This window comes from Clavibacter tessellarius (assembly GCF_001618005.1).
GTDB lineage: Bacteria > Actinomycetota > Actinomycetes > Actinomycetales > Microbacteriaceae > Clavibacter > Clavibacter tessellarius_A.
In genome coordinates this window covers 1-16,551 of the sequence record NZ_LQXA01000045.1, presented here as the reverse complement: position 1 = coordinate 16,551, position 16,551 = coordinate 1, and the positions used below count along the sequence as shown (strand labels likewise).

General features: G+C 74.8%; 21 protein-coding genes. 10 read left to right on the top strand and 11 right to left on the bottom strand.

What is annotated here, in order from left to right:
- From AWH51_RS12085 to AWH51_RS12065, 5 genes are all read right to left on the bottom strand, one after another.
- On the bottom strand, positions 1–1,188 hold a 1,188-nt coding region (locus AWH51_RS12085), incomplete at its 3' end, for a Gfo/Idh/MocA family protein (protein WP_063072319.1).
- Positions 1,185–1,958, bottom strand: coding sequence for a ThuA domain-containing protein (locus tag AWH51_RS12080; protein WP_063072318.1), 774 nt, complete (start codon positions 1,956–1,958; stop codon positions 1,185–1,187). The genes AWH51_RS12085 and AWH51_RS12080, both read right to left, overlap by 4 nt.
- Before the next feature lie 94 nt (positions 1,959–2,052).
- Positions 2,053–2,916: a carbohydrate ABC transporter permease gene (locus tag AWH51_RS12075; RefSeq protein ID WP_107490201.1), complete on the bottom strand. Its 864-nt coding sequence runs from the start codon at positions 2,914–2,916 to the stop codon at positions 2,053–2,055.
- Positions 2,909–3,898 (bottom strand): carbohydrate ABC transporter permease, encoded by a 990-nt coding sequence (locus AWH51_RS12070; RefSeq protein ID WP_063072317.1) that lies wholly within the window; start codon positions 3,896–3,898, stop codon positions 2,909–2,911. Before AWH51_RS12070 ends, AWH51_RS12075 begins: the two co-directional genes overlap by 8 nt.
- Positions 3,898–5,136 (bottom strand): sugar ABC transporter substrate-binding protein, encoded by a 1,239-nt coding sequence (locus AWH51_RS12065; RefSeq protein ID WP_063072316.1) that lies wholly within the window; start codon positions 5,134–5,136, stop codon positions 3,898–3,900. The genes AWH51_RS12070 and AWH51_RS12065 overlap by 1 nt, the downstream gene beginning before the upstream one ends.
- Positions 5,137–5,337: 201 nt before the next feature.
- Here AWH51_RS12065 and AWH51_RS12060 point away from each other — a divergent pair, with 201 nt between their 5' ends.
- Together AWH51_RS12060 and AWH51_RS12055 are read left to right on the top strand one after the other, a co-directional pair.
- Positions 5,338–5,538, top strand: a complete 201-nt coding sequence (locus AWH51_RS12060) for a hypothetical protein (RefSeq protein ID WP_063072315.1) — start codon at positions 5,338–5,340, stop codon at positions 5,536–5,538.
- Positions 5,539–5,545: 7 nt separating this feature from the next.
- Positions 5,546–5,983, top strand: coding sequence for a hypothetical protein (locus tag AWH51_RS12055; protein ID WP_063072314.1), 438 nt, complete (start codon positions 5,546–5,548; stop codon positions 5,981–5,983).
- Between the two features lie 10 nt (positions 5,984–5,993).
- Here the strand turns inward: AWH51_RS12055 and AWH51_RS16510 are convergent, their stop codons facing one another.
- From AWH51_RS16510 to AWH51_RS12030, 4 genes are all read right to left on the bottom strand, one after another.
- Positions 5,994–7,082 carry a GNAT family N-acetyltransferase gene (locus AWH51_RS16510; protein ID WP_254654568.1) on the bottom strand — a complete coding sequence of 363 codons (1,089 nt, stop codon included), beginning with the start codon at positions 7,080–7,082 and terminating at the stop codon, positions 5,994–5,996.
- Positions 7,082–7,462, bottom strand: coding sequence for a fluoride efflux transporter CrcB (gene crcB / locus AWH51_RS12040; RefSeq protein WP_063072313.1), 381 nt, complete (start codon positions 7,460–7,462; stop codon positions 7,082–7,084). The genes AWH51_RS16510 and crcB overlap by 1 nt, the downstream gene beginning before the upstream one ends.
- The gene (locus tag AWH51_RS12035; protein WP_063072312.1) at positions 7,459–7,932 is read right to left on the bottom strand and encodes a FluC/FEX family fluoride channel; all 474 of its coding nucleotides are present in this window, start codon (positions 7,930–7,932) and stop codon (positions 7,459–7,461) included. The genes crcB and AWH51_RS12035 overlap by 4 nt, the downstream gene beginning before the upstream one ends.
- A gap of 405 nt (positions 7,933–8,337) precedes the next feature.
- A complete protein-coding gene (locus AWH51_RS12030; protein ID WP_063072311.1) occupies positions 8,338–8,607 on the bottom strand; it encodes a hypothetical protein in 270 nt (89 codons plus the stop codon).
- A gap of 236 nt (positions 8,608–8,843) precedes the next feature.
- On the opposite strand from AWH51_RS12030, the gene AWH51_RS12025 reads away from it, so the two are divergent.
- From AWH51_RS12025 to AWH51_RS16075, 7 genes are all read left to right on the top strand, one after another.
- Positions 8,844–9,098 (top strand): DUF4287 domain-containing protein, encoded by a 255-nt coding sequence (locus AWH51_RS12025; RefSeq protein ID WP_063072310.1) that lies wholly within the window; start codon positions 8,844–8,846, stop codon positions 9,096–9,098.
- A 44-nt stretch (positions 9,099–9,142) separates the two neighbouring features.
- The gene (locus AWH51_RS12020) at positions 9,143–9,781 is read left to right on the top strand and encodes a YdcF family protein (RefSeq protein ID WP_063072309.1); all 639 of its coding nucleotides are present in this window, start codon (positions 9,143–9,145) and stop codon (positions 9,779–9,781) included.
- Between the two features lie 113 nt (positions 9,782–9,894).
- Positions 9,895–11,094, top strand: a complete 1,200-nt coding sequence (locus AWH51_RS12015) for a glycosyltransferase family 4 protein (protein ID WP_254654567.1) — start codon at positions 9,895–9,897, stop codon at positions 11,092–11,094.
- Between the two features lie 120 nt (positions 11,095–11,214).
- Complete coding sequence (locus tag AWH51_RS12010) at positions 11,215–11,922, top strand: Pr6Pr family membrane protein (RefSeq protein ID WP_254654566.1); 708 nt, start codon at positions 11,215–11,217, stop codon at positions 11,920–11,922.
- Positions 11,915–12,322 carry a nuclear transport factor 2 family protein gene (locus AWH51_RS12005; protein WP_063072307.1) on the top strand — a complete coding sequence of 136 codons (408 nt, stop codon included), beginning with the start codon at positions 11,915–11,917 and terminating at the stop codon, positions 12,320–12,322. The genes AWH51_RS12010 and AWH51_RS12005 overlap by 8 nt, the downstream gene beginning before the upstream one ends.
- A gap of 79 nt (positions 12,323–12,401) precedes the next feature.
- On the top strand, positions 12,402–13,412 hold the full coding sequence (locus AWH51_RS12000) for a LacI family DNA-binding transcriptional regulator (protein WP_063072306.1): 1,011 nt from the start codon (positions 12,402–12,404) through the stop codon (positions 13,410–13,412).
- Between the two features lie 206 nt (positions 13,413–13,618).
- Positions 13,619–14,020: a hypothetical protein gene (locus AWH51_RS16075; RefSeq protein ID WP_063072305.1), complete on the top strand. Its 402-nt coding sequence runs from the start codon at positions 13,619–13,621 to the stop codon at positions 14,018–14,020.
- Between the two features lie 112 nt (positions 14,021–14,132).
- Here the strand turns inward: AWH51_RS16075 and AWH51_RS11990 are convergent, their stop codons facing one another.
- Together AWH51_RS11990 and AWH51_RS11985 are read right to left on the bottom strand one after the other, a co-directional pair.
- Positions 14,133–15,587 carry a PepSY-associated TM helix domain-containing protein gene (locus AWH51_RS11990; protein WP_063072304.1) on the bottom strand — a complete coding sequence of 485 codons (1,455 nt, stop codon included), beginning with the start codon at positions 15,585–15,587 and terminating at the stop codon, positions 14,133–14,135.
- Positions 15,584–16,291 (bottom strand): YcnI family protein, encoded by a 708-nt coding sequence (locus tag AWH51_RS11985; protein WP_063072303.1) that lies wholly within the window; start codon positions 16,289–16,291, stop codon positions 15,584–15,586. The genes AWH51_RS11990 and AWH51_RS11985 overlap by 4 nt, the downstream gene beginning before the upstream one ends.
- Here AWH51_RS11985 and AWH51_RS16395 point away from each other — a divergent pair.
- On the top strand, positions 16,290–16,551 hold a 262-nt coding region (locus AWH51_RS16395), incomplete at its 3' end, for a hypothetical protein (protein ID WP_217491920.1). The genes AWH51_RS11985 and AWH51_RS16395 overlap by 2 nt on opposite strands.

Sequence of the window (16,551 nt, the reverse complement as noted above, 5' to 3'; positions counted from 1 at the left end):
CGGCGCCCCGCCCGCCTGCTCCTGCAGCGCCCGGCGCACCCCCGGGCCGCGCCACGACTCGAGCCGCGCGCGCACGTCGTCGCGCCGCTCGTCGGCGAGCGCGGTCGCGTGCGCGCGCTCGAGCACGTCGTCGATCGCCACGCGCGCGTCCGCGTCCTTGGACTCGATCGCGGCCTCCACCATCGCGAGGCTCATCACGTTGCCGTGCACCTCGCCGTGCGGCCGCTCGCCCGTCCGCAGCGCGCGCACGAACGCGCGGAGCGACCCGGCGATCTCGACGCCCACCGACTCGGCGGCCGCGGGCTCCGCGGGCGGCCCGTTGGGCGCATCCGGCACGTCGCTCGTGGGCGTGTGGTCGCCATCCCAGAGCGCGGTGCCGTGCGCGCCGCTCAGCCGCCAGGATCCGTTCCACGACGTCTCCGCGCCCGGGCTGCACCAGCTGCCCGTGTACACGTACCGCACGCCGCCCTCGAACGTGAATACGGCGGTGGCACCGGCGTCGCCGCGGTACCAGCTCCACACGGGGTTGTACGACTCGCACTGGACGCTCACGGGATCCGCGTCGAGCAGGTACCGCACGGCGTCGAACTGGTGCACGGCCATGTCGAGGAGGAGCACGTCGTCCATCTCCTCGCGGAACCCGCCGAAGCGCGGCGCCTTGAAGAACTCGGTCGTGACGATGCCGACGCCGCCGAGGTCGGCCGCCCGCCGCTTGAGCGCGACGAGGTGGTCGTTGTAGCGACGCGACTGGCTGACCATGAACAGCTCGCCCGTGATCTCGGCGGCGGCCGCGAGCGACAGCCCCTCCGCGACCGTGAGCGCGACGGGCTTCTCGCCGAGCACGGGGATCCCGGCGAAGAGCGCCTGCGTGGTGACGGGGTGGTGCGCGCGCGGGATGGTGACGTCGATCACCGCGTCGGGCCGCACCCGCTCGATCAGCTCGCCGAGGTCGGTCGACCACGCGGCCGTCGCCCCGTGCGCCGCGGCGCCGGCCCGCGCCGCCTGCTCGTCGAGGTCGACGACGCCCACGAGCTCGACGTCGGGATCCTCGGCGACGGTCTGCAGCCACTGCTGCCCCATGCCGCCCGCGCCGACCTGCACGACCCGGAGGCGCGCGCCGTCGGCGGGCGCGACGATCCGGTGGTCGGCGCCGGTGCGCTCCGGCGTGCGCTCCCCCGCGTCCGTCATCGCTCGAGCGCCCCGGCGTAGTCGGCGCCCTGGAAGAACTCGCCGGACTCGTAGCGGAGCAGCGTCGGCGTCTCGCGCTCTTGGGTAGGTCGCGCCCACTCGCACGCGTTCGCGATCACGCGGCGGACGTCCTTGTGGTGGTACACGGGGAAGTCCTGGTCGCCGGGCGAGAAGAAGAAGATCCGGCCGAAGCCGCGGCGGTAGGTCATGCCGCTGCGGAACACCTCGCCGCCTGTGAAGCCCGAGATGAAGACGAGCTCGTCGGGCGTCGGCACGTCGAAGTACTCGCCGTACATCTCCTGCTCGTCGATGACGATGGGGTTCGGCACGCCGCGGGTGATGGGGTGCTGCGGGTTCACGGTCCACACCAGCTCGCGGTCGTGCTCGCTGCGCCAGCGGAGGGTGCACGTGGTGCCCATGAGCTTCGTGAAGATCTTCGACCAGTGCCCGGAGTGCAGCACGATGAGGCCCATCCCGGCGAGCACGTGACGGTGCACGCGCTCGACGATCTCGTCGTCCACCTCGGCGTGGGCCGCGTGGCCCCACCAGGTGAGCACGTCCGTGCGGGCGAGCAGCTCCTCGGTGAGGCCGTGCTCGGGCTGGTCCATGGTGGCGATCTCGACGTGCGCCCCGGGCAGGTTCTCCTGCACGCCCTCGGCGACGGCGCCGTGCATCCCGGTCGGGTAGCGCTCCTGCACGTGCTGCTCGATCTGCTCGTGGCGGTTCTCGCCCCAGACGGTGACGCGGAGCGGGGAGGTGGTGTCGGTCATGGTCTTCCTTCTGATGGGGTGGTTCGGGTGTCGGGGGCGACGGATGCGCCGTCGGGGGCGCGGGCGTGCGGGAGGCGGATCACCGGCGGGCGGATCACTTGACCGCGCCGCCCGTCGCGCCCGCCGCGATGAAGCGCTGCGCCGCGAGGAGCAGCACGATCGCCGGGAGCGACGCGAGCACGGCCGTCGCCATCACCGTGCTCCAGTCCGCGGTGTACGTCCCGATGTACTGGTAGATCCCGAGGGTGATGGGGCGCACGTCGTCGGTGGTCGTGAGCGTCAGCGCGAACAGGAAGTCGCTCCAGGTGAAGAGGAACGTGAAGAGCCCGGCCGTGATCACGGCGTTGAGGCTCACCGGCAGCACGATCGAGCGGAAGGCCCGGAAGTTCCCGGCGCCGTCCACCTTCGCGGCCTCGATGATCGACGGCGGGATGTTCGCCATGAACGCCCGCATGATGAGGATCGCGAACGGGATGCCGGCCGTGGAGTCCGCGAGGATCAGGCCCGGGATCGAGTTGAGCAGCCCCACGTCGTTGTACGCGGCGTAGAGCGCGTTCGCGACGACGATGCCGGGGATCATCTGCGAGATGAGGATCCCGAACAGCACCGCGTTGATCCACCTGAACTTGAACTGCGCCAGCGCGTAGGCCGCCGGGGTGGCGACCGCGAGGCTCAGCACCACGCTGCCGAGCGCGATCACGAGGCTCGTGCCGAGCGCCTGGCCCTGCTCGCGGAGCGCGGTGGCGTACCCGCCGAACTGCGCCTCGAACGGGAACCACGCGGCCTGGATGGCCGGGCCCGCGGGCTGCAGCGAGATGTTGACCATCCAGTAGACGGGGAACAGCATCACGGCGAGGATCGCGATGCCGATCGCCGTGGAGATCCAGCTGCGGTCGGCGCGCGGCCCCCGCGACCCGACGGGACGCGGCAGACCGGTGCGGGCGGCGGTGTCAGTCATCGACGGCCTTCCTGTTCGCGCGGAGGTAGACCACCGCGAACACCGCCGAGATGACGATGAGGATGTTGCTGAGGGCGGCGCCCGACCCGAAGTCGAACTGCTGGAACGAGAGCGTGTACGACTGCGTCGCGATGGTCTGCGTCGAGTTCGCGGGCCCGCCGTTCGTGAGGCCGAGGATGATGTCGAGCACCTTGATCGTGTAGACGACGCCGAGCACGAGCACCACGCCCACCACGGGTCGGAGCAGCGGCCACGTGATGTGCCGGAAGCCCTTCCAGCCGGTGGCCCCGTCGAGGGATCCGGCCTCGTACAGCTCCGGCGGGATGTCCTGCAGGCCGCCGTAGAGGATGGTCGTGTTGAACGGGATCCCGATCCACACGTTCACCGCGATCACCGTGATGAGCGCGAACGCCGGGCTCGTGAGCCACGGCACCGGGTCCTGCACCGCGCCCGTGCCGAGCAGGAACTGGTTGAGCACGCCGGAGTCCTGGTCGAGGATCCACTTCCACACCGCGCTCGAGACGATGAGCGGCAGCAGCCACGGCAGGAGCAGCAGCGCCCGCAGCAGCCCGTTGAGCGGGAACGACCGTCGGAAGAACAGCGCCAGCACGAGCCCGATCACGAACTGGCCGGCGATCGACCCGGCCGTGAACAGGAACGTGTTCAGCAGCGCCGTGGAGAAGATCGACGACGAGATGACGGACGCGTAGTTCGCGAACCCGACCCAGGGCGCCTCCCCCGTGTAGAAGGTGGTCGTCGTGTACTCCTGGAAGCTCATGACGATGTTCTTCACGACCGGGAAGCCGAAGAAGAGCACGAGGTAGACGACCGCCGGCACCAGGAACATCGCCTGGAAGAAGCGCTCCCACCGGAAGCGGGGACGACGGTGACCGGGTCGCGACGCCTCGGCCGCGACCCCGGCGCCCCGGGCCCGCCCGGGAGCCTGCGCGGCCGGGCGGGCGGGGACGGCGGTCGTCGCCATCAGCCCTGCTCGGCGTTCTTCAGCGCGTCCTCCGGGGAGGCCTGCCCGGTGAGCGCCGACTGCACGGCCGTGTAGATCTTCGTGGCGGCCTTCGGCCACGCCTCGCCGAGCTCGCCGGTGCGGGCGCGGGCGTCGGCGACGAGGTCGACGAACACCTGCTCCGCGGGCACCTTCTGGCCGAACTCGGTGGCGACGGCGGTCTTCGACGGGATCGTGAAGCGCTTGGTGGCCATCTCGAGCTGGTTCTCGTCGGAGTTGAGGCACTCGACGACCTTCGCGGCGGTCTGCTGCTTGGCCTTGTCGCCCGTCTGCGGGACGGTCCACACCTCGCCGCCCAGCGGGGCCACGGCGGTGCCGCCGGCCTCGGGCGCCGGGAGCTCCGCGATGCCGTAGTCGACGCCCGACTCGGTGAGCGCGGGGATCTGCCACGGGCCGTTGATCATCATCGCCGTCTTGCCGGCCATGAACTGGTCGTTGACGTCGGACTGGGTCCAGTTGACGACGCTCTGCGAGGCCGAGCCGTCCTTCACGAGGTCGGTCCAGAGCTGGAGCGCCTCCGCGGTCTCGGGGGTGGCGATGTCCTTCTCGTCGCCGCCGTTCGACCACATGAAGGGCAGGAACTGCCAGGTGCCCTCGTAGGTGGCGTTGGCGTCCATCGCGATGCCGTACCGGTCGCCGTCCTTGAGCGCGGCGGCCGCGGTCTTCAGCTCGGCCCACGTGGTGGGCGGCTGGATCCCGGCGTCGGCCAGCATCTTCTTGTTGTAGAACAGCGCGATCGTGTTGACGGTGGGCGCGAGGCCGTACGTCTTGCCCTCGTAGGTGCCCGCGTCCACGACGCCCTTCGCGTAGCCGTCGGTGGAGATGCCGAAGTCGTCGAGCGGGGCGAGCGCGCCGGTCTTGGCGATCTGCTGCAGGTCGGGGTTGTCGAGCATCAGCACGTCGGGGAGGGTGCGCGAGGAGGCCTGCTGCAGCACCTTCTGGATGAGGCTCGAGCCCGGGATCGACGTGCGCTTGATGGTGACGCCGAGCGACTCGCCGCACTTCTGGAGGGTGTCGCCGATGACCGTGTCGTCGTTGCCCTCGTTGTAGTAGTCGGTGACGGTGATGGTCTTCGGATCCCCGCCGGACGAGGATCCGCCCCCGCCGCCGCCGGAGCAGCCGGCGAGCACGAGGGGGACGGTGGCCGCGAATGCGGCGGCGCCGACGAGGCGGCGGCGGGCGGTGGATCGAGGGGACATCGCGTGGTCTCTTCCTTGAGGTGGCGGTGGGTCCGGGGTGCGACGACCTCCCGATCCGCCAGCTCCGCGGCGATCCGGGAGGCGTCGTCGCGCACCCGATGGCGGCGACGCTAACACCGGATCGGGGGTCGTGTAAAGCGGTTAACCACACTCGGATCCGCAACGGCGGTGGACGCGACCGCCGCGGCACCGGATCATGGCGTGCACACCCGCCGCCCGAGGAGGATCCCCCTGCGCACGCTGACCGCCGGCCTGTTCGCGTCCGTCGATGGCGTCGCGGAGGCGCCGCACCGGTTCCCGCACGACTCCTTCGACCCCGAGCTCGGCGCGGGCCTCGGCCGCATGATCGGATCGGTCACGAGCCGGGGCGACGCCGTGCTGACGTACGCGCGGCGCGCCTGAGGGTCGCATGATCCCCTTCGCGACCGCCGTCGTCGTGGCCGTGGCGGCGCGGATCCTCGGACTCGCGGTGCCGGCGCTCGACGCGTGGCCGCCCGCCGTCGCGGTGGGCCTGGCCGCGGGCTTCGCGCTGGCCGCGAGCGCGCACTTCGTCGAGCCGCGGCGCAGCGGGCTCGTCGCCATCGTCCCGCCGCACGTGCCCCGCGCGGGCCTCGTCGTCACCGTCACCGGCCTCCTGGAGGCCGCGGGCGCGGTCGGCCTGCTGATCCCGCCGCTGCGCACCGCGGCCGCGATCGGCCTGGCGCTCCTGCTGCTGGCCGTGTTCCCGGCGAACGTCCGCGCGGCTCGCGGGGTGCCGCATCCGGCCGCCCCGACGACCCCGCTGCCGCTGCGCACCGCGATCCAGGCGGGGTTCCTCCTGGGTTGCGCGGTGGTCGCGCTGGGGTGAGCCCGCGCGCTCAGCGCGGCGCGACCGGCGGCAGCAGCCCCTGCTCGGCGGCGGCGGCGCGGGCGATCAGCAGGGTCGGGTCGACCACGTCGCCCGCGGCGATGAGGGCATCCAGCTCGGCCACGGGCATCCGCACGAGGCGCACCTGCTCGGACGGGTCGGAGCGGTCGGCGGTGCCCGCGGTGGTCGGCGTCGTGCAGGCGAACACGTGCACGAGCCACGACGCGCGGCCCGGGTTCACGGCGTGGGTGCGGAGCGGCCGGACCTCCGGCGCGACGAGGCCGAGCTCCTCCTCGAGCTCGCGGCGGGCGGCGTCGGCGGGCTCCTCGCCCGCGTTCCCCGCCCCGCCGGGGAGGTCGAGGATCCACCGCCCGAGCGGGTAGCGGTACTGGCGGGACAGGAGCACGGTGTCGCCGTCGATCACGAGGGTCGCGACCGCGAACGGCACGCTCTCGTCGACCTCGTAGCGGGACGCGGATCCGTCGGGCAGGAGCACGCCGTGGTCGACCAGCACGACGCGGCCGCGGTGCAGGTCGCGGCGGTCGGTGGTGGTCCAGCCGGGCTCGGGATCCTCCGCCGCGGCGGGGGTCGGGTCGGGGTCGGCGGCCGAGCTGCTCGTCCCGCGAGCCTCGGCGCGGGGCGACACGTCCCCCAGCGCCCGCGACCACGCGACCTCGCGCGCCAGCTGCCCGCTCGCGCGGAACGCGACCACCTGGCGGGCGTCCGGGAGCGCCGCGGCGAGCGCGTCGCGGTCGACCTCCCGGAAGCCGAGGCCGTGCCAGAACGGGCCCGACCGCCGCGAGAACAGCCACGCGCGCCGCCCCCCGGCGGCCGTCGCCGCCGCGAGCGCGTGACGCGCGAGGGCCGAGCCGCGTCCGGACGACCGGAGCCCGGGATCGACCGCCACGCTGCGGATCAGCGCGTGCTCCCCGTCGGCCCCGAGCTCGAAGCCCGTGCTGCCGACGATGCGACCGGAGGCGTCCCGCTCGATCCACAGGCGCGCGCCGGGCGCATCCAGGCCGTCGACCGTAAGGTCGGCGGCGCGGAGGAACTCCCGCAGCCCGTCGAGGTCCGCGGCGGCCGCAGGGAGCAGCGGCATCAGAGCAGACCGCCGAGCGCGATCCCGGCGCCCGCGGCCGCGACGCACGCCACGAGCATGCCGACGCCGTTCGCGAGCGCCGCGCCCAGCCGCCCGGCCTGGGCGAGGCGCACGGTCTCGAGGCTGGCCGTGCTGAAGGTCGTGTAGCCGCCCATGAGGCCGCCGCCGAGGATCAGCAGCAGGTCGTGCGGGAGGCCGGCGTGCGCGGCGGCGCCCGTGAGGAGCCCGAGGCCGAACGAGCCGGTGACGTTGATGACGGTCGTGCCCCACGGGTACGACGCGCCGACGCGGCCCTTCACGACGCCGTCGACGAGGAGGCGGAGGGCGGATCCGGCGCCGCCGGCCACGCAGATCAGCGCGAACACGAGGGGGCCGGTCACGATGCCGCCCCCGTCCCGCGTCCGGCCGCCGCGCGCCGGTGCAGCGCGCCGCCCGCCGCGACGCCCGCGAGCGACGCGGCGGCGCCGACCACGATCGAGAGGGCCGCGTACGCGAGCGCCGTGCCGAGGGCGGATCCCGTGAGCACCGCCGCGTCCGTCGCGAGCGCGCTGTAGGTGGTGAAGCCGCCGAGCACGCCCGTGCCGACCAGCAGCCGGATCCCGCGGCGACGTCCCTCGTCGGGTCCGCGGAGGGCGAGCCCCTCGAGCAGGGCGCCGAGCACGAAGGCGCCCACGAGGTTGATCAGCAGGATCGTCACCGGCAGGCCGCCCGCGGGCGCGGGCCACGTGAGGGCGAGGGCCTCGCGGAGCCCCGTGCCGACGGCGCCGCCGAGGGCGACGAGGCCGAGCGACGAGGCGCGGAGGTGGACGGGGCGGGGCGGGCGCTCGAGGTGCGCGCGGGGGTCGGACATGCGGTCTCCCATCTCGGATGGCATGGCGGTGCCGTGAGACAGGGACTGTCGTCGACGAGGGTGTCGAGGTTCGGGGACGGCGAGCCCCACCGCCGTGCCTCCCGGGGGAGGCCCTCCCGGAGGAGGCACGGCCATTGAACCACGGGTCGGATCCGCGCGGGCCGGGCGCCGTGTCGACTGCTGCTCCCCGAAGTCAAGGGGTCGCCCCCAAGATGGCGCAGCGGGATGCGTGTGCATAGATTCGACTCGCGGTGCATCGCACGAGGCGTGCCGCGGCGCACCGGACCCGGACTGCCCGAGGGCGAGCCACGCGACCGGTGCCGACCGCGATGACGCGCGTGCACCCGCTCGCGCAGCCCGGGACGGCGCAGGACCCCGCGTCGTCCCGGGTCGCTGCGGGCGCCGCTAGCCGTAGGTGTACAGGTCGAGGTCGGCGCTCGTGGACTGCTCCTCGGGATCCTCCGGCTCGTCCTCGCGCTCGTGCACCTCGACGCGCACGGAGGAACGCGACGTGACGAGCACGGACACCCCCACGTGGCCGGCGCCGACGAAGTCGACGAAGCGGGCTCCCCCGGTGACGGCGTCGACGATGCGCGCCTTGAGCGCCTCGACGTCCTGGTCCTCGGCGAGCTGGATCGGCTCGCCGTCGATGCGGATGCTGGTGGTGGTGTGCATGTGAGCCTCGTGTCGCGCAGCGCCGGGGAGGCCGGCGTCCTGGCGAGCCGCCACGGGGTCCGGGCGAGCGAACTCGATGCGTCGAGCATATTCCCCAGGCGGGGAGCGGTCTCCCCCCTTGACACGGGCGGGAGCGGGATCACGCGGCCCGCCGCGACGGAGGCGATCGCGCACCGGGCTCCGCCGACGTCGGATCCGCCGTGGTCGTCGCCGCACGGCGCGGGTAGCGTCGGAGCATGAACGCGCACGGCATCGTCGCCCCGCCCCCGCCGGCCGACGGGCGGAAGCCCCACGGTCCCGCCTCCTACTTCCCGAGCATCGAGAGCGCCTACGGCCAGCCGGTGCAGCACTGGATCGACCTCGCCGATGCCCGCCTCGACGTGGAGCCGCACATGCGCGCCGTCACGTGGCTGAAGACCGAGCACGGGCTCGGCCACGGCCACGCCAACGCGGTCGTGGCGTTCGTGAAGGCCGCGCGCACCGCGGGCTGACCGGCACCGGGGCCGGCGCCGGCACCGCCCCGTAGCCTGGGCCCATGCGGATCCGCCGGCCCCTTCCCGCCGCGCGCGTCGCGGTCGGCACCGTGGTCGCGGGCGCCGTCGCCGCGGGCGCCCTGGTCGCGGGCATCCTGGCGGCGAGCGAGTTGATCCACCTCCTCGCGAGCACGCGCGGCCTCGGCCGCGCACCCGGCCGTCCCGACGGCACCGTGGGCCGCGAGGCCGTCGTCGTGCTCGGCTTCGGCGACGCCGGGCCGCGCGCCAACCGGATCAACCGCTTCCGCGTCGACGCGGCCCTCCGCTCCCTGGACCCGGGCGCCGCGTCCACGACGCTCGTGCTGTGCGGCGGATCCGTGATGGGCGACGAGCCCGAGGCGCGGATCCTCGCCCGCTACGCCCGCGAGCGCGGCTACGCGGGCCCCGTCGTCCTCGAGGAGGCGAGCCGGAGCACGCGCGAGAACGTCGCGAACGCGATCCCGCTCATCGAGGACGCCGACACCATCCGCATCGTCTCCGACCCCGTGCACGCCGAGGAGGCCCGCGGCTACCTGCGCGCCGCCCGCCCCGACCTCGCCGACCGCCTGGCGCGCGCAGACGACTACCGCTTCGGCGAGGTCAGCTGGATGAAGCCGCTCGCCATCGTCGTCGCGGTCCTGCGGCGGGCGCGGGCGGGCTGAGGCCGGCCGGCCGCGCTCTCCCCACCGCTCGCCGCGCGCTCCCGCACCCCCATGTCGGGGGACATCTCCCCAGGCCGCATGCGGGACACGGCCGAGCCGGATACCGTCGCGGGGTGAGCTCCCTCCGTGCCCTCCTCGTGATGGACTACGAGTTCTCCTACCTCGGCGGAGCCCAGACGGCCGTCATCCAGCAGGCGCTGGCCCTCGCGCGCGCCGGTCACCGGGTCACCGTCGTCTCCCCGGACGCCACGTCGGCGCCGGAGCTGCAGGGCACGGGCATCGCCCTGCACGACATCACCCCCACCTACCGCATGCGGTTCATGGGGCTCCCGCTCATCCGCGCCGACGCCGCGACGCGCGCCGACCTCGAGCGGCTGATGGAGGGGTCCGGCACCGACCTGGTCATCACGCACTCGGAGCACGGCCTGGCGGCAGCGGCCCTCGCCGTCGCGCGCGGGCGGGGCATCCCGACGATGCACACGGTCCACACCTTCTTCCTGCGCGGCCCCGCCTGGGCCGGGTTCCTGACCCCCGTCGCCACCGGCATGCACCGGTTCATGACCGGGCTGCCGGCCCCGCGCGTGCGGCTCGCCCCGCGCCGGCTCGACAGCGCGCTCCGCGGCCTCACCCTCGCCGTGTGCCGCGAGGCCGACCTCGTGCTCTCGCCGTCGCGCCATCAGGCCGTCGCCCTGCGGGACGCGGGCCTCCCGGCGGTCGAGGTCGTCTCGAACACGAGCTGCGCCACGCGCGCGGAGCCGGCCCCGCTCCCGGCCGGCGGGCCCCTCCGCCTCGTCTGGGCCGCGCGCTTCGCGCCCGAGAAGCGCCTCCGGGTCATGCTCGACGCCATGGCCGTCGTCGCGGAGCGCGCGGGACCCGGCGTGGTGCACCTCGACCTCGCGGGCGGCGTCCTCCCGACGAGCGCCCCGCCCGGGGTCACCCTGCACGGACGCGTGCCGAGCTCCGCGGTCACGGCCCTCCTCCGCGGAGCGCACGCCGCGGTCGTCACGTCGCTGGGCTTCGACAACCAGCCGATGATCGCGATGGAGGCCTTCGCGGAGGGCCGGTCGGTGATCGTCAGCGACCCCGTGCTCGGCGCCGAGTTCGGCGATGCGGCGATCCTCGCGGACGGGACCGACGCCGAAGGCCTGGCCGCGGCCGTCATGCGGCTCGCCCGGGATCGCGGCCTGCTCGACGCGCCGGTGGAGGCGGCATCGCGGCTGGCGGCGTCCGTGTCGCCCGCGGCCCACGCGCGGTCCATCGAGTCGGCGCTCCTCCGCATCGGCAGCTCCCGGCGCGGATCCACCTCCGCCTGAGCCGCCCGGCCGCCGCTCGGCCGCGGGCGCTGGCCTGGGCATCCGCCGGGCATCGGCTGATCCGACCGCGGTCCGTGGACAGTCGGACCCGCCCCGCGCGCAGGCGTGCGAACGTATCGCGTGCGCATCTTCCTCTCCGCCGTCCGGCTCGCTACGGCCGCGGCCGCCCTCGTCGGCGTCATCGCCCAGTACCACGTCAACTACGCCTACTGGATCAGCCTCGGCATCCCCGGCATCGCCGGGAAGTCGCTCGACTTCATGCTGTTCTTCACCACGGAGTCGAACCTGCTCGGCGTGGTGGTGCTCACCGTCGGCGGCCTGCGCCTGGCGCGCGGGAAGGTGGATGCGAGCGTCGCCTGGGCCACGCTGCGTCTGTCGTCCACCGTCTACCTGATCATCACGGGCATCGTGTGGAACCTGCTGCTGCGCGGCCAGCCCGGCCCGCCCGCCCTGCAGCTCGACTGGGCCAACCAGATCGTGCACGTGGCGGTGCCCATCGTCGTGCTGCTCGACTGGCTCATCGCGCCCGACCGCACCCGCCTCGGCGGCGGCGCCATCGGCCGCCTCATCATCTTCCCGCTCGTCTGGATCGGGGTCACGCTCGGCCGCGGCCCCTTCACCGGCGACCAGGTCACCGGCAGCTCCACCTACTACCCGTACGGGTTCCTCGACCCGTCCTCCTCGCCCAGCGGCTACCTCTCGGTCGGCGAGTACGTGGTGGGGCTCACCGTCGCGCTCTGCGTCATCTCCGGGCTGCTCATCGCCGTGACGCGCGTGCGTCCGCCGGTCGGCGGCGCGACCTCCTCGCTGCGCACCCGCGGTGCCTGACCTCCTCGTCGAGCGCTACCTCGCGGCGCTGGAGCACGCGGACGTCCCGGCGGCGCTCGCTCTCTTCTCCCCGGACGGCGTCGTGCACTCCCCGCTGTACGGGATCCTGCCGGCCGCCCGGTTCTATCCGGCCCTCTTCGCCGACACCGGCGCAGCCCGCCTCCACCTCCGCCGGGTGATGCGCTCCGATGACGAGGGCACGCCCACCGTCGCGTTCTGGTTCGACTTCGACTGGGTCCTCGCGAGCGGTGAGCCCGCCCCCTTCTCGGTGGTGGACGTGGCGGAGCTCGACGCGGAGGGGCGCATCGCCCGGCTGCACATCGTCTACGACACGGCTCCCCTCCGCGCGGCGTTCGACCGCCAGCGCGCACGGGCCGCTGGCGACGCCCGCGGGGCCTGACCCCGGGCTACGCTGAGGCGCATCCCGCCCGCACGCGACCGCGCGCGACCGCCGACCGCGAGGAGCCGCCATCCCGACCATGCGAGAGGTCGCCGCACGCGCGGGGGTCTCGATCGCCACGGTCTCGTTCGTCGTCAACGGCACCAAGGCCGTGTCCGACCAGACGCGGCGGGCCGTCACCGAGGCGATGCAGGAGCTCGGCTACCGCAACAACGTCGTGGCCCGCGCGCTCGCCAGCAAGCGCACCCGCATCATCGCGCTGCTGTTCCCCGCCGACGTGCAGCGCCTCAGCCGCATCGCCCTCGAGATCTTCATGAGCGCGGCCACGCGTGCCTCCGAGCTCGGCTACCACCTGGTGCTCTGGCCGACGGGCACGTCGCCGGACGACGTGTCCGACCTCGTCTCCGGGCGCCTCGTCGACGGCGTCATCGTGATGGAGGTGCGCATGGACGACGCGCGCATCGCCGACCTCAGCGCGCTCGACGTGCCCTTCGTCTCGATCGGGCGCACGGCCGACACCCGCGACCTGCCGTTCGTCGACATGGACTTCGAGCGCACCGTCGCCGAGGGCATCGACCACCTCGAGGGCCTCGGGCACCGGCGCTTCGGGCTGATGGTGGAGGACCTCGAGGGCGGGCCCCTCCGCGGGTACGGCCCGACGACGCGCACCGAGCGGGCGTTCCGGGCGGAGTGCGCGTCGCGCGGGCGCGCCGCCGCGGTCGTGCGCTGCCCGCCCACGCCGGTCGGCGGGCGGGCCGCGGCGGGCGAGCTGCTGGCGGCGGATCCGGGCCTCACCGCGGTCCTGATCCTCAACGACCAGGCGGCGCGCGGCCTCATCTCGGGGCTCGACGCGGCCGGGCGGCGCGTGCCGGACGACGTGTCGATCCTGTCGCTCGCGTCGTCGACCGAGGTGGGCGCGCTCGTCGAGCCCGCCCTCAGCACCATGGACGCGCCGGGTCCCGAGCTCGGCCGCCTCGCCGTCGAGATGCTGCTCGCGCGCCTCGACGGCGCCGCCGCCGAGCTGCCGCACGCGCTGCTGCCGTGCCGGCTGCACGTGGCGGCGTCGACGGGGCCGGCGCCCGCGGCCTGACGCCCCCGGCGCGGCGACCCGACGCGGCGACCGCCTCGTCCTCCGGGGACCCCTGCGTAGATTCGACAGCACCCGCATGGCGCTCGATGGAGGCGAGATGCGCGCCTACCGTCACCGCATCACCACCACCGCCGGCCTCGTGGCAGGAGGCATGGCGCTGACGTCGTCGACATCGGCCGACACGACGAGAGAGGAAGAGCGAACCCGTGAGAGACCTCGCACGATGGCTGCATCCGCTCCTGCTCGGAGGCGCGTGGGGGAGCCTCTGGGCCGCCGTGACCGCATGGCGTGACGGCCCGGACGACGCGGCCCCGTTCCTCCTGGGAGCGGCGGTCGTCGCGGGGGCCCTCGCGGTACCCGCGCTCGCTGTCGCGTCACGGCCGCTGGTGTCGTACTTCTTCGGCTCATCCCGGCGGACCTTCACCGTCGTCCTGCTCCTCGTCCTGAGCGTCGGAGCACCGCGCCTGATCCTCTCGGGCGAGGTCGTGGTCGATGGCCTGATCCTCGCGGCCGTCTCCGTCGTGCTCGCGGCCGTCGCCGCGGCCGCCGCGCAGCGCGCGCTGAGCCGTCGGACGCCCGACTCGCCGGACGGCCTCGACGGCGCGTGATGATCATGCGGAGCCCCCGCGCCGGTGGCCCCGCTGCCACGGGCACCCGGGGGCACGCTCCGGGACGGACCGCGCCGGCCGCCACGCGCACGCGGCGGCCGACCGGCGCGGATCAGCCCGCGGACGGAGTCGCGCGGTGCACCCGCGCCGCCGTGACGAGCGCGTCGAGCAGCACGAAGCCGACCAGCGGGATCCCGACGAGCGGCAGGAACAGGCCCACGCCGAGCCCGACGGCGACCACCGCCGCGATGCCCCACCACGGCGCCCGGACGAGCGCGCCCGCGGGCGCCGGGCGGCCGGGTCGCGCGACGCCGGGACGGCGCTTCCACCACATCAGGTAGCCGAACACGACCATGGCGGCGATGCCGAGCGCCGTCACCGCGAGGAGGATCTGGTTCGGGAGCCCGAACATCGTCCCCTGGTGCGTGTCGACGCCCCAGCGCGCGAGCTTCGCGGGGAACGGGTAGTCGGCGAAGTCGGTGCGGCCGACCACCTGGAGGGTGCTGCCGTCGACGGCCACCTGGTCGACCTGCGTGGGGAACGAGCGCTGGATCTCGCTCACGGTCCACGCCGTCCCCGCGGCTGACGGGGGCTTGATCTCCACGAGCCCGGTGTCGACGTTGACGCCCCGCGCGACGCGGAGCACGTCGTCGAAGGTCGCCGGATCGACGCGTGCGGTCGTCGTGGGCGCAGCGCCGCCGTGGTGGCCGGCGTGCGGATCCGCCGCCGCTCCCCCGCTCGCGCCCGCGCCCGCGCCGACGGCCGTCGGCAGGGTCGGCGCCTGCCAGCTGAGCGCGGCGCGGAGGTCGGTCACGTTCTGGCCGGCGAACTGCGACCACGTGATCCCGGTCGCCGACAGGAACAGCGCCCCCACGACCAGCCAGACGCCCGTCGAGGCGTGCCAGGAGAGGATCCGCCGGTAGCCCGTCGCACGGCGGTCGGGCCGCACGAGGTCCCGGCGGCGCGGCGACCGGCGCCAGCGCGCGATCCACAGGCCGAGGCCCGCGAGGGTGACGATGCCGAGCCAGCTCGCGGCCAGCTCGCTGTAGAGCCGGCCCGCGTCGCCCAGGCCGAGGGTGCGGTGGATGTCGCTGATCGCGGAGCGCAGGGGGAGCGCGCCGCTGGTGCCGTAGACCGGGAGGTCGCCGCGGACGGACGCGTCGGCCGGGTCGACGAAGATCGCCCGGCTCTCGCTCGCGCGGAGGCCCTCGCCCGTGAACATCACGCGCGTCGTGTCGCCGGGGCCGGGCGCGGGGCGCACGGCGGTGAGGGTGCCGGATCCGCCGACCACCGCCTCCGCGGCCGCGACCTGCGCGGCCAGCGGGACCGTCGTGCCGGTGACGGGGGCGCGGAGCTCGTGCGCGTAGACGACCCGCTCGATCGACGGCGACAGCGCGTAGGCGGCGCCGCTCAGGGCCGCGGTGAGGATGAACGGGCCGACGAGGATCCCCGCCAGGAAGTGCAGGCGGAGCAGCAGCGGGAGGAACCAGCCGCGCGGCGGGCGGGTGATGACGGGGGCCGGGGCGTCCGCGGCCGCGGCGTCCGCCCGGTCGTCGACGGCGGTCATCGCCGCGCGCCCTGCTGCGGGCGACGCATGCCGATGGTGAGGAGCATCACCGCGACGACGCCCACGACGAGCGCGCCGAGGCCGAGCAGACGCGCGACCGGGTCGACCGGGGCGGCGGCGGGCGTGGCCGCGGCGGCCGCGGATGCGCCGGTCGCCGTGCCCGCCGCCGTGCCGGTCGCCCCCGTCAGCGTGATCGCCGGTGCCGGGTGGTCGGGCTCGACGCCCGCGGCGGGGAGGTCCGCCCAGTCGGTGGATCCCTGGACGCACGTCTGCAGCGTCGGGAACGCGACCACGTCCCCGGCCGCGCCGCCCACGGGGAGCAGCGCCTCGATCTGCACGGTCGCGCGCAGGGCGTCGGGCAGAGGCTGGTCGGCCGTGTAGGTGACGGTCGTGCCGTCCGCCGCCTCCTGCTCGGCGACGGACCAGCCGGGCATCAGGGTCGGCTTCACGGCCTGCACGTCGGCGGGGACGCGGATCGCGAGGGCGGTCGTGGCGGATCCCTCGCAGCCGTGCCCGACCGCGAAGGTCAGGACGCTGAGGGCGGCCGGGGCGGTGGAGGAGGCGTCGAGCTCGACGTGCGCGGACGCGGCGAGCGGCGCCGACAGGGCGAGACCGAGGCCGAGAGCGGCGCCGGCGACGACGAGCCCCCGGCGGGGACGTCCCGGCGGGCGGGCGGAGGCGGGCAGGCGGGTGGTGCGGGGCATGGTGGTCCTTCGGTGGGGCACGGGCGTGGCCGTGCGGATCCGGGCGTGCGGGATCGTGCGGGAGCGCGCGGCACCGCGGCGGCGACCGGCGGCGCACGAGGCGCGGGCGGTCGTCGGCGGGAGCGCGGCGCGGACCGCGCCCGGGATCCTCGAGGGACGCGGCGGGCGCGGGTCAGGCGGCGAGCAGGCCGAGCGGCGGACCGCGACGGCCGCGGATCCGCGCGGAGAGCAGGGAGACGAGGCGCGCCGGGCGCACGTCG

Excerpts from the sequence above, each read along its gene's own strand:
- AWH51_RS12070 (WP_063072317.1), bottom strand. The coding sequence starts at position 3,898 with ATGGCGACGACCGCCGTCCCCGCCCGCCCGGCCGCGCAGGCTCCCGGG.
- AWH51_RS12000 (WP_063072306.1), top strand. The coding sequence starts at position 12,402 with ATGCGAGAGGTCGCCGCACGCGCGGGGGTCTCGATCGCCACGGTCTCG.
- AWH51_RS12030 (WP_063072311.1), bottom strand. The coding sequence starts at position 8,607 with ATGCACACCACCACCAGCATCCGCATCGACGGCGAGCCGATCCAGCTC.
- AWH51_RS16510 (WP_254654568.1), bottom strand. The coding sequence starts at position 7,082 with ATGCCGCTGCTCCCTGCGGCCGCCGCGGACCTCGACGGGCTGCGGGAG.
- AWH51_RS12025 (WP_063072310.1), top strand. The coding sequence starts at position 8,844 with ATGAACGCGCACGGCATCGTCGCCCCGCCCCCGCCGGCCGACGGGCGG.
- AWH51_RS12065 (WP_063072316.1), bottom strand. The coding sequence starts at position 5,136 with ATGTCCCCTCGATCCACCGCCCGCCGCCGCCTCGTCGGCGCCGCCGCA.
- AWH51_RS12075 (WP_107490201.1), bottom strand. The coding sequence starts at position 2,916 with ATGACTGACACCGCCGCCCGCACCGGTCTGCCGCGTCCCGTCGGGTCG.
- AWH51_RS12080 (WP_063072318.1), bottom strand. The coding sequence starts at position 1,958 with ATGACCGACACCACCTCCCCGCTCCGCGTCACCGTCTGGGGCGAGAAC.
- AWH51_RS12020 (WP_063072309.1), top strand. The coding sequence starts at position 9,143 with ATGCGGATCCGCCGGCCCCTTCCCGCCGCGCGCGTCGCGGTCGGCACC.
- AWH51_RS12035 (WP_063072312.1), bottom strand. The coding sequence starts at position 7,932 with ATGTCCGACCCCCGCGCGCACCTCGAGCGCCCGCCCCGCCCCGTCCAC.
- AWH51_RS12055 (WP_063072314.1), top strand. The coding sequence starts at position 5,546 with ATGATCCCCTTCGCGACCGCCGTCGTCGTGGCCGTGGCGGCGCGGATC.
- AWH51_RS11990 (WP_063072304.1), bottom strand. The coding sequence starts at position 15,587 with ATGACCGCCGTCGACGACCGGGCGGACGCCGCGGCCGCGGACGCCCCG.
- AWH51_RS11985 (WP_063072303.1), bottom strand. The coding sequence starts at position 16,291 with ATGCCCCGCACCACCCGCCTGCCCGCCTCCGCCCGCCCGCCGGGACGT.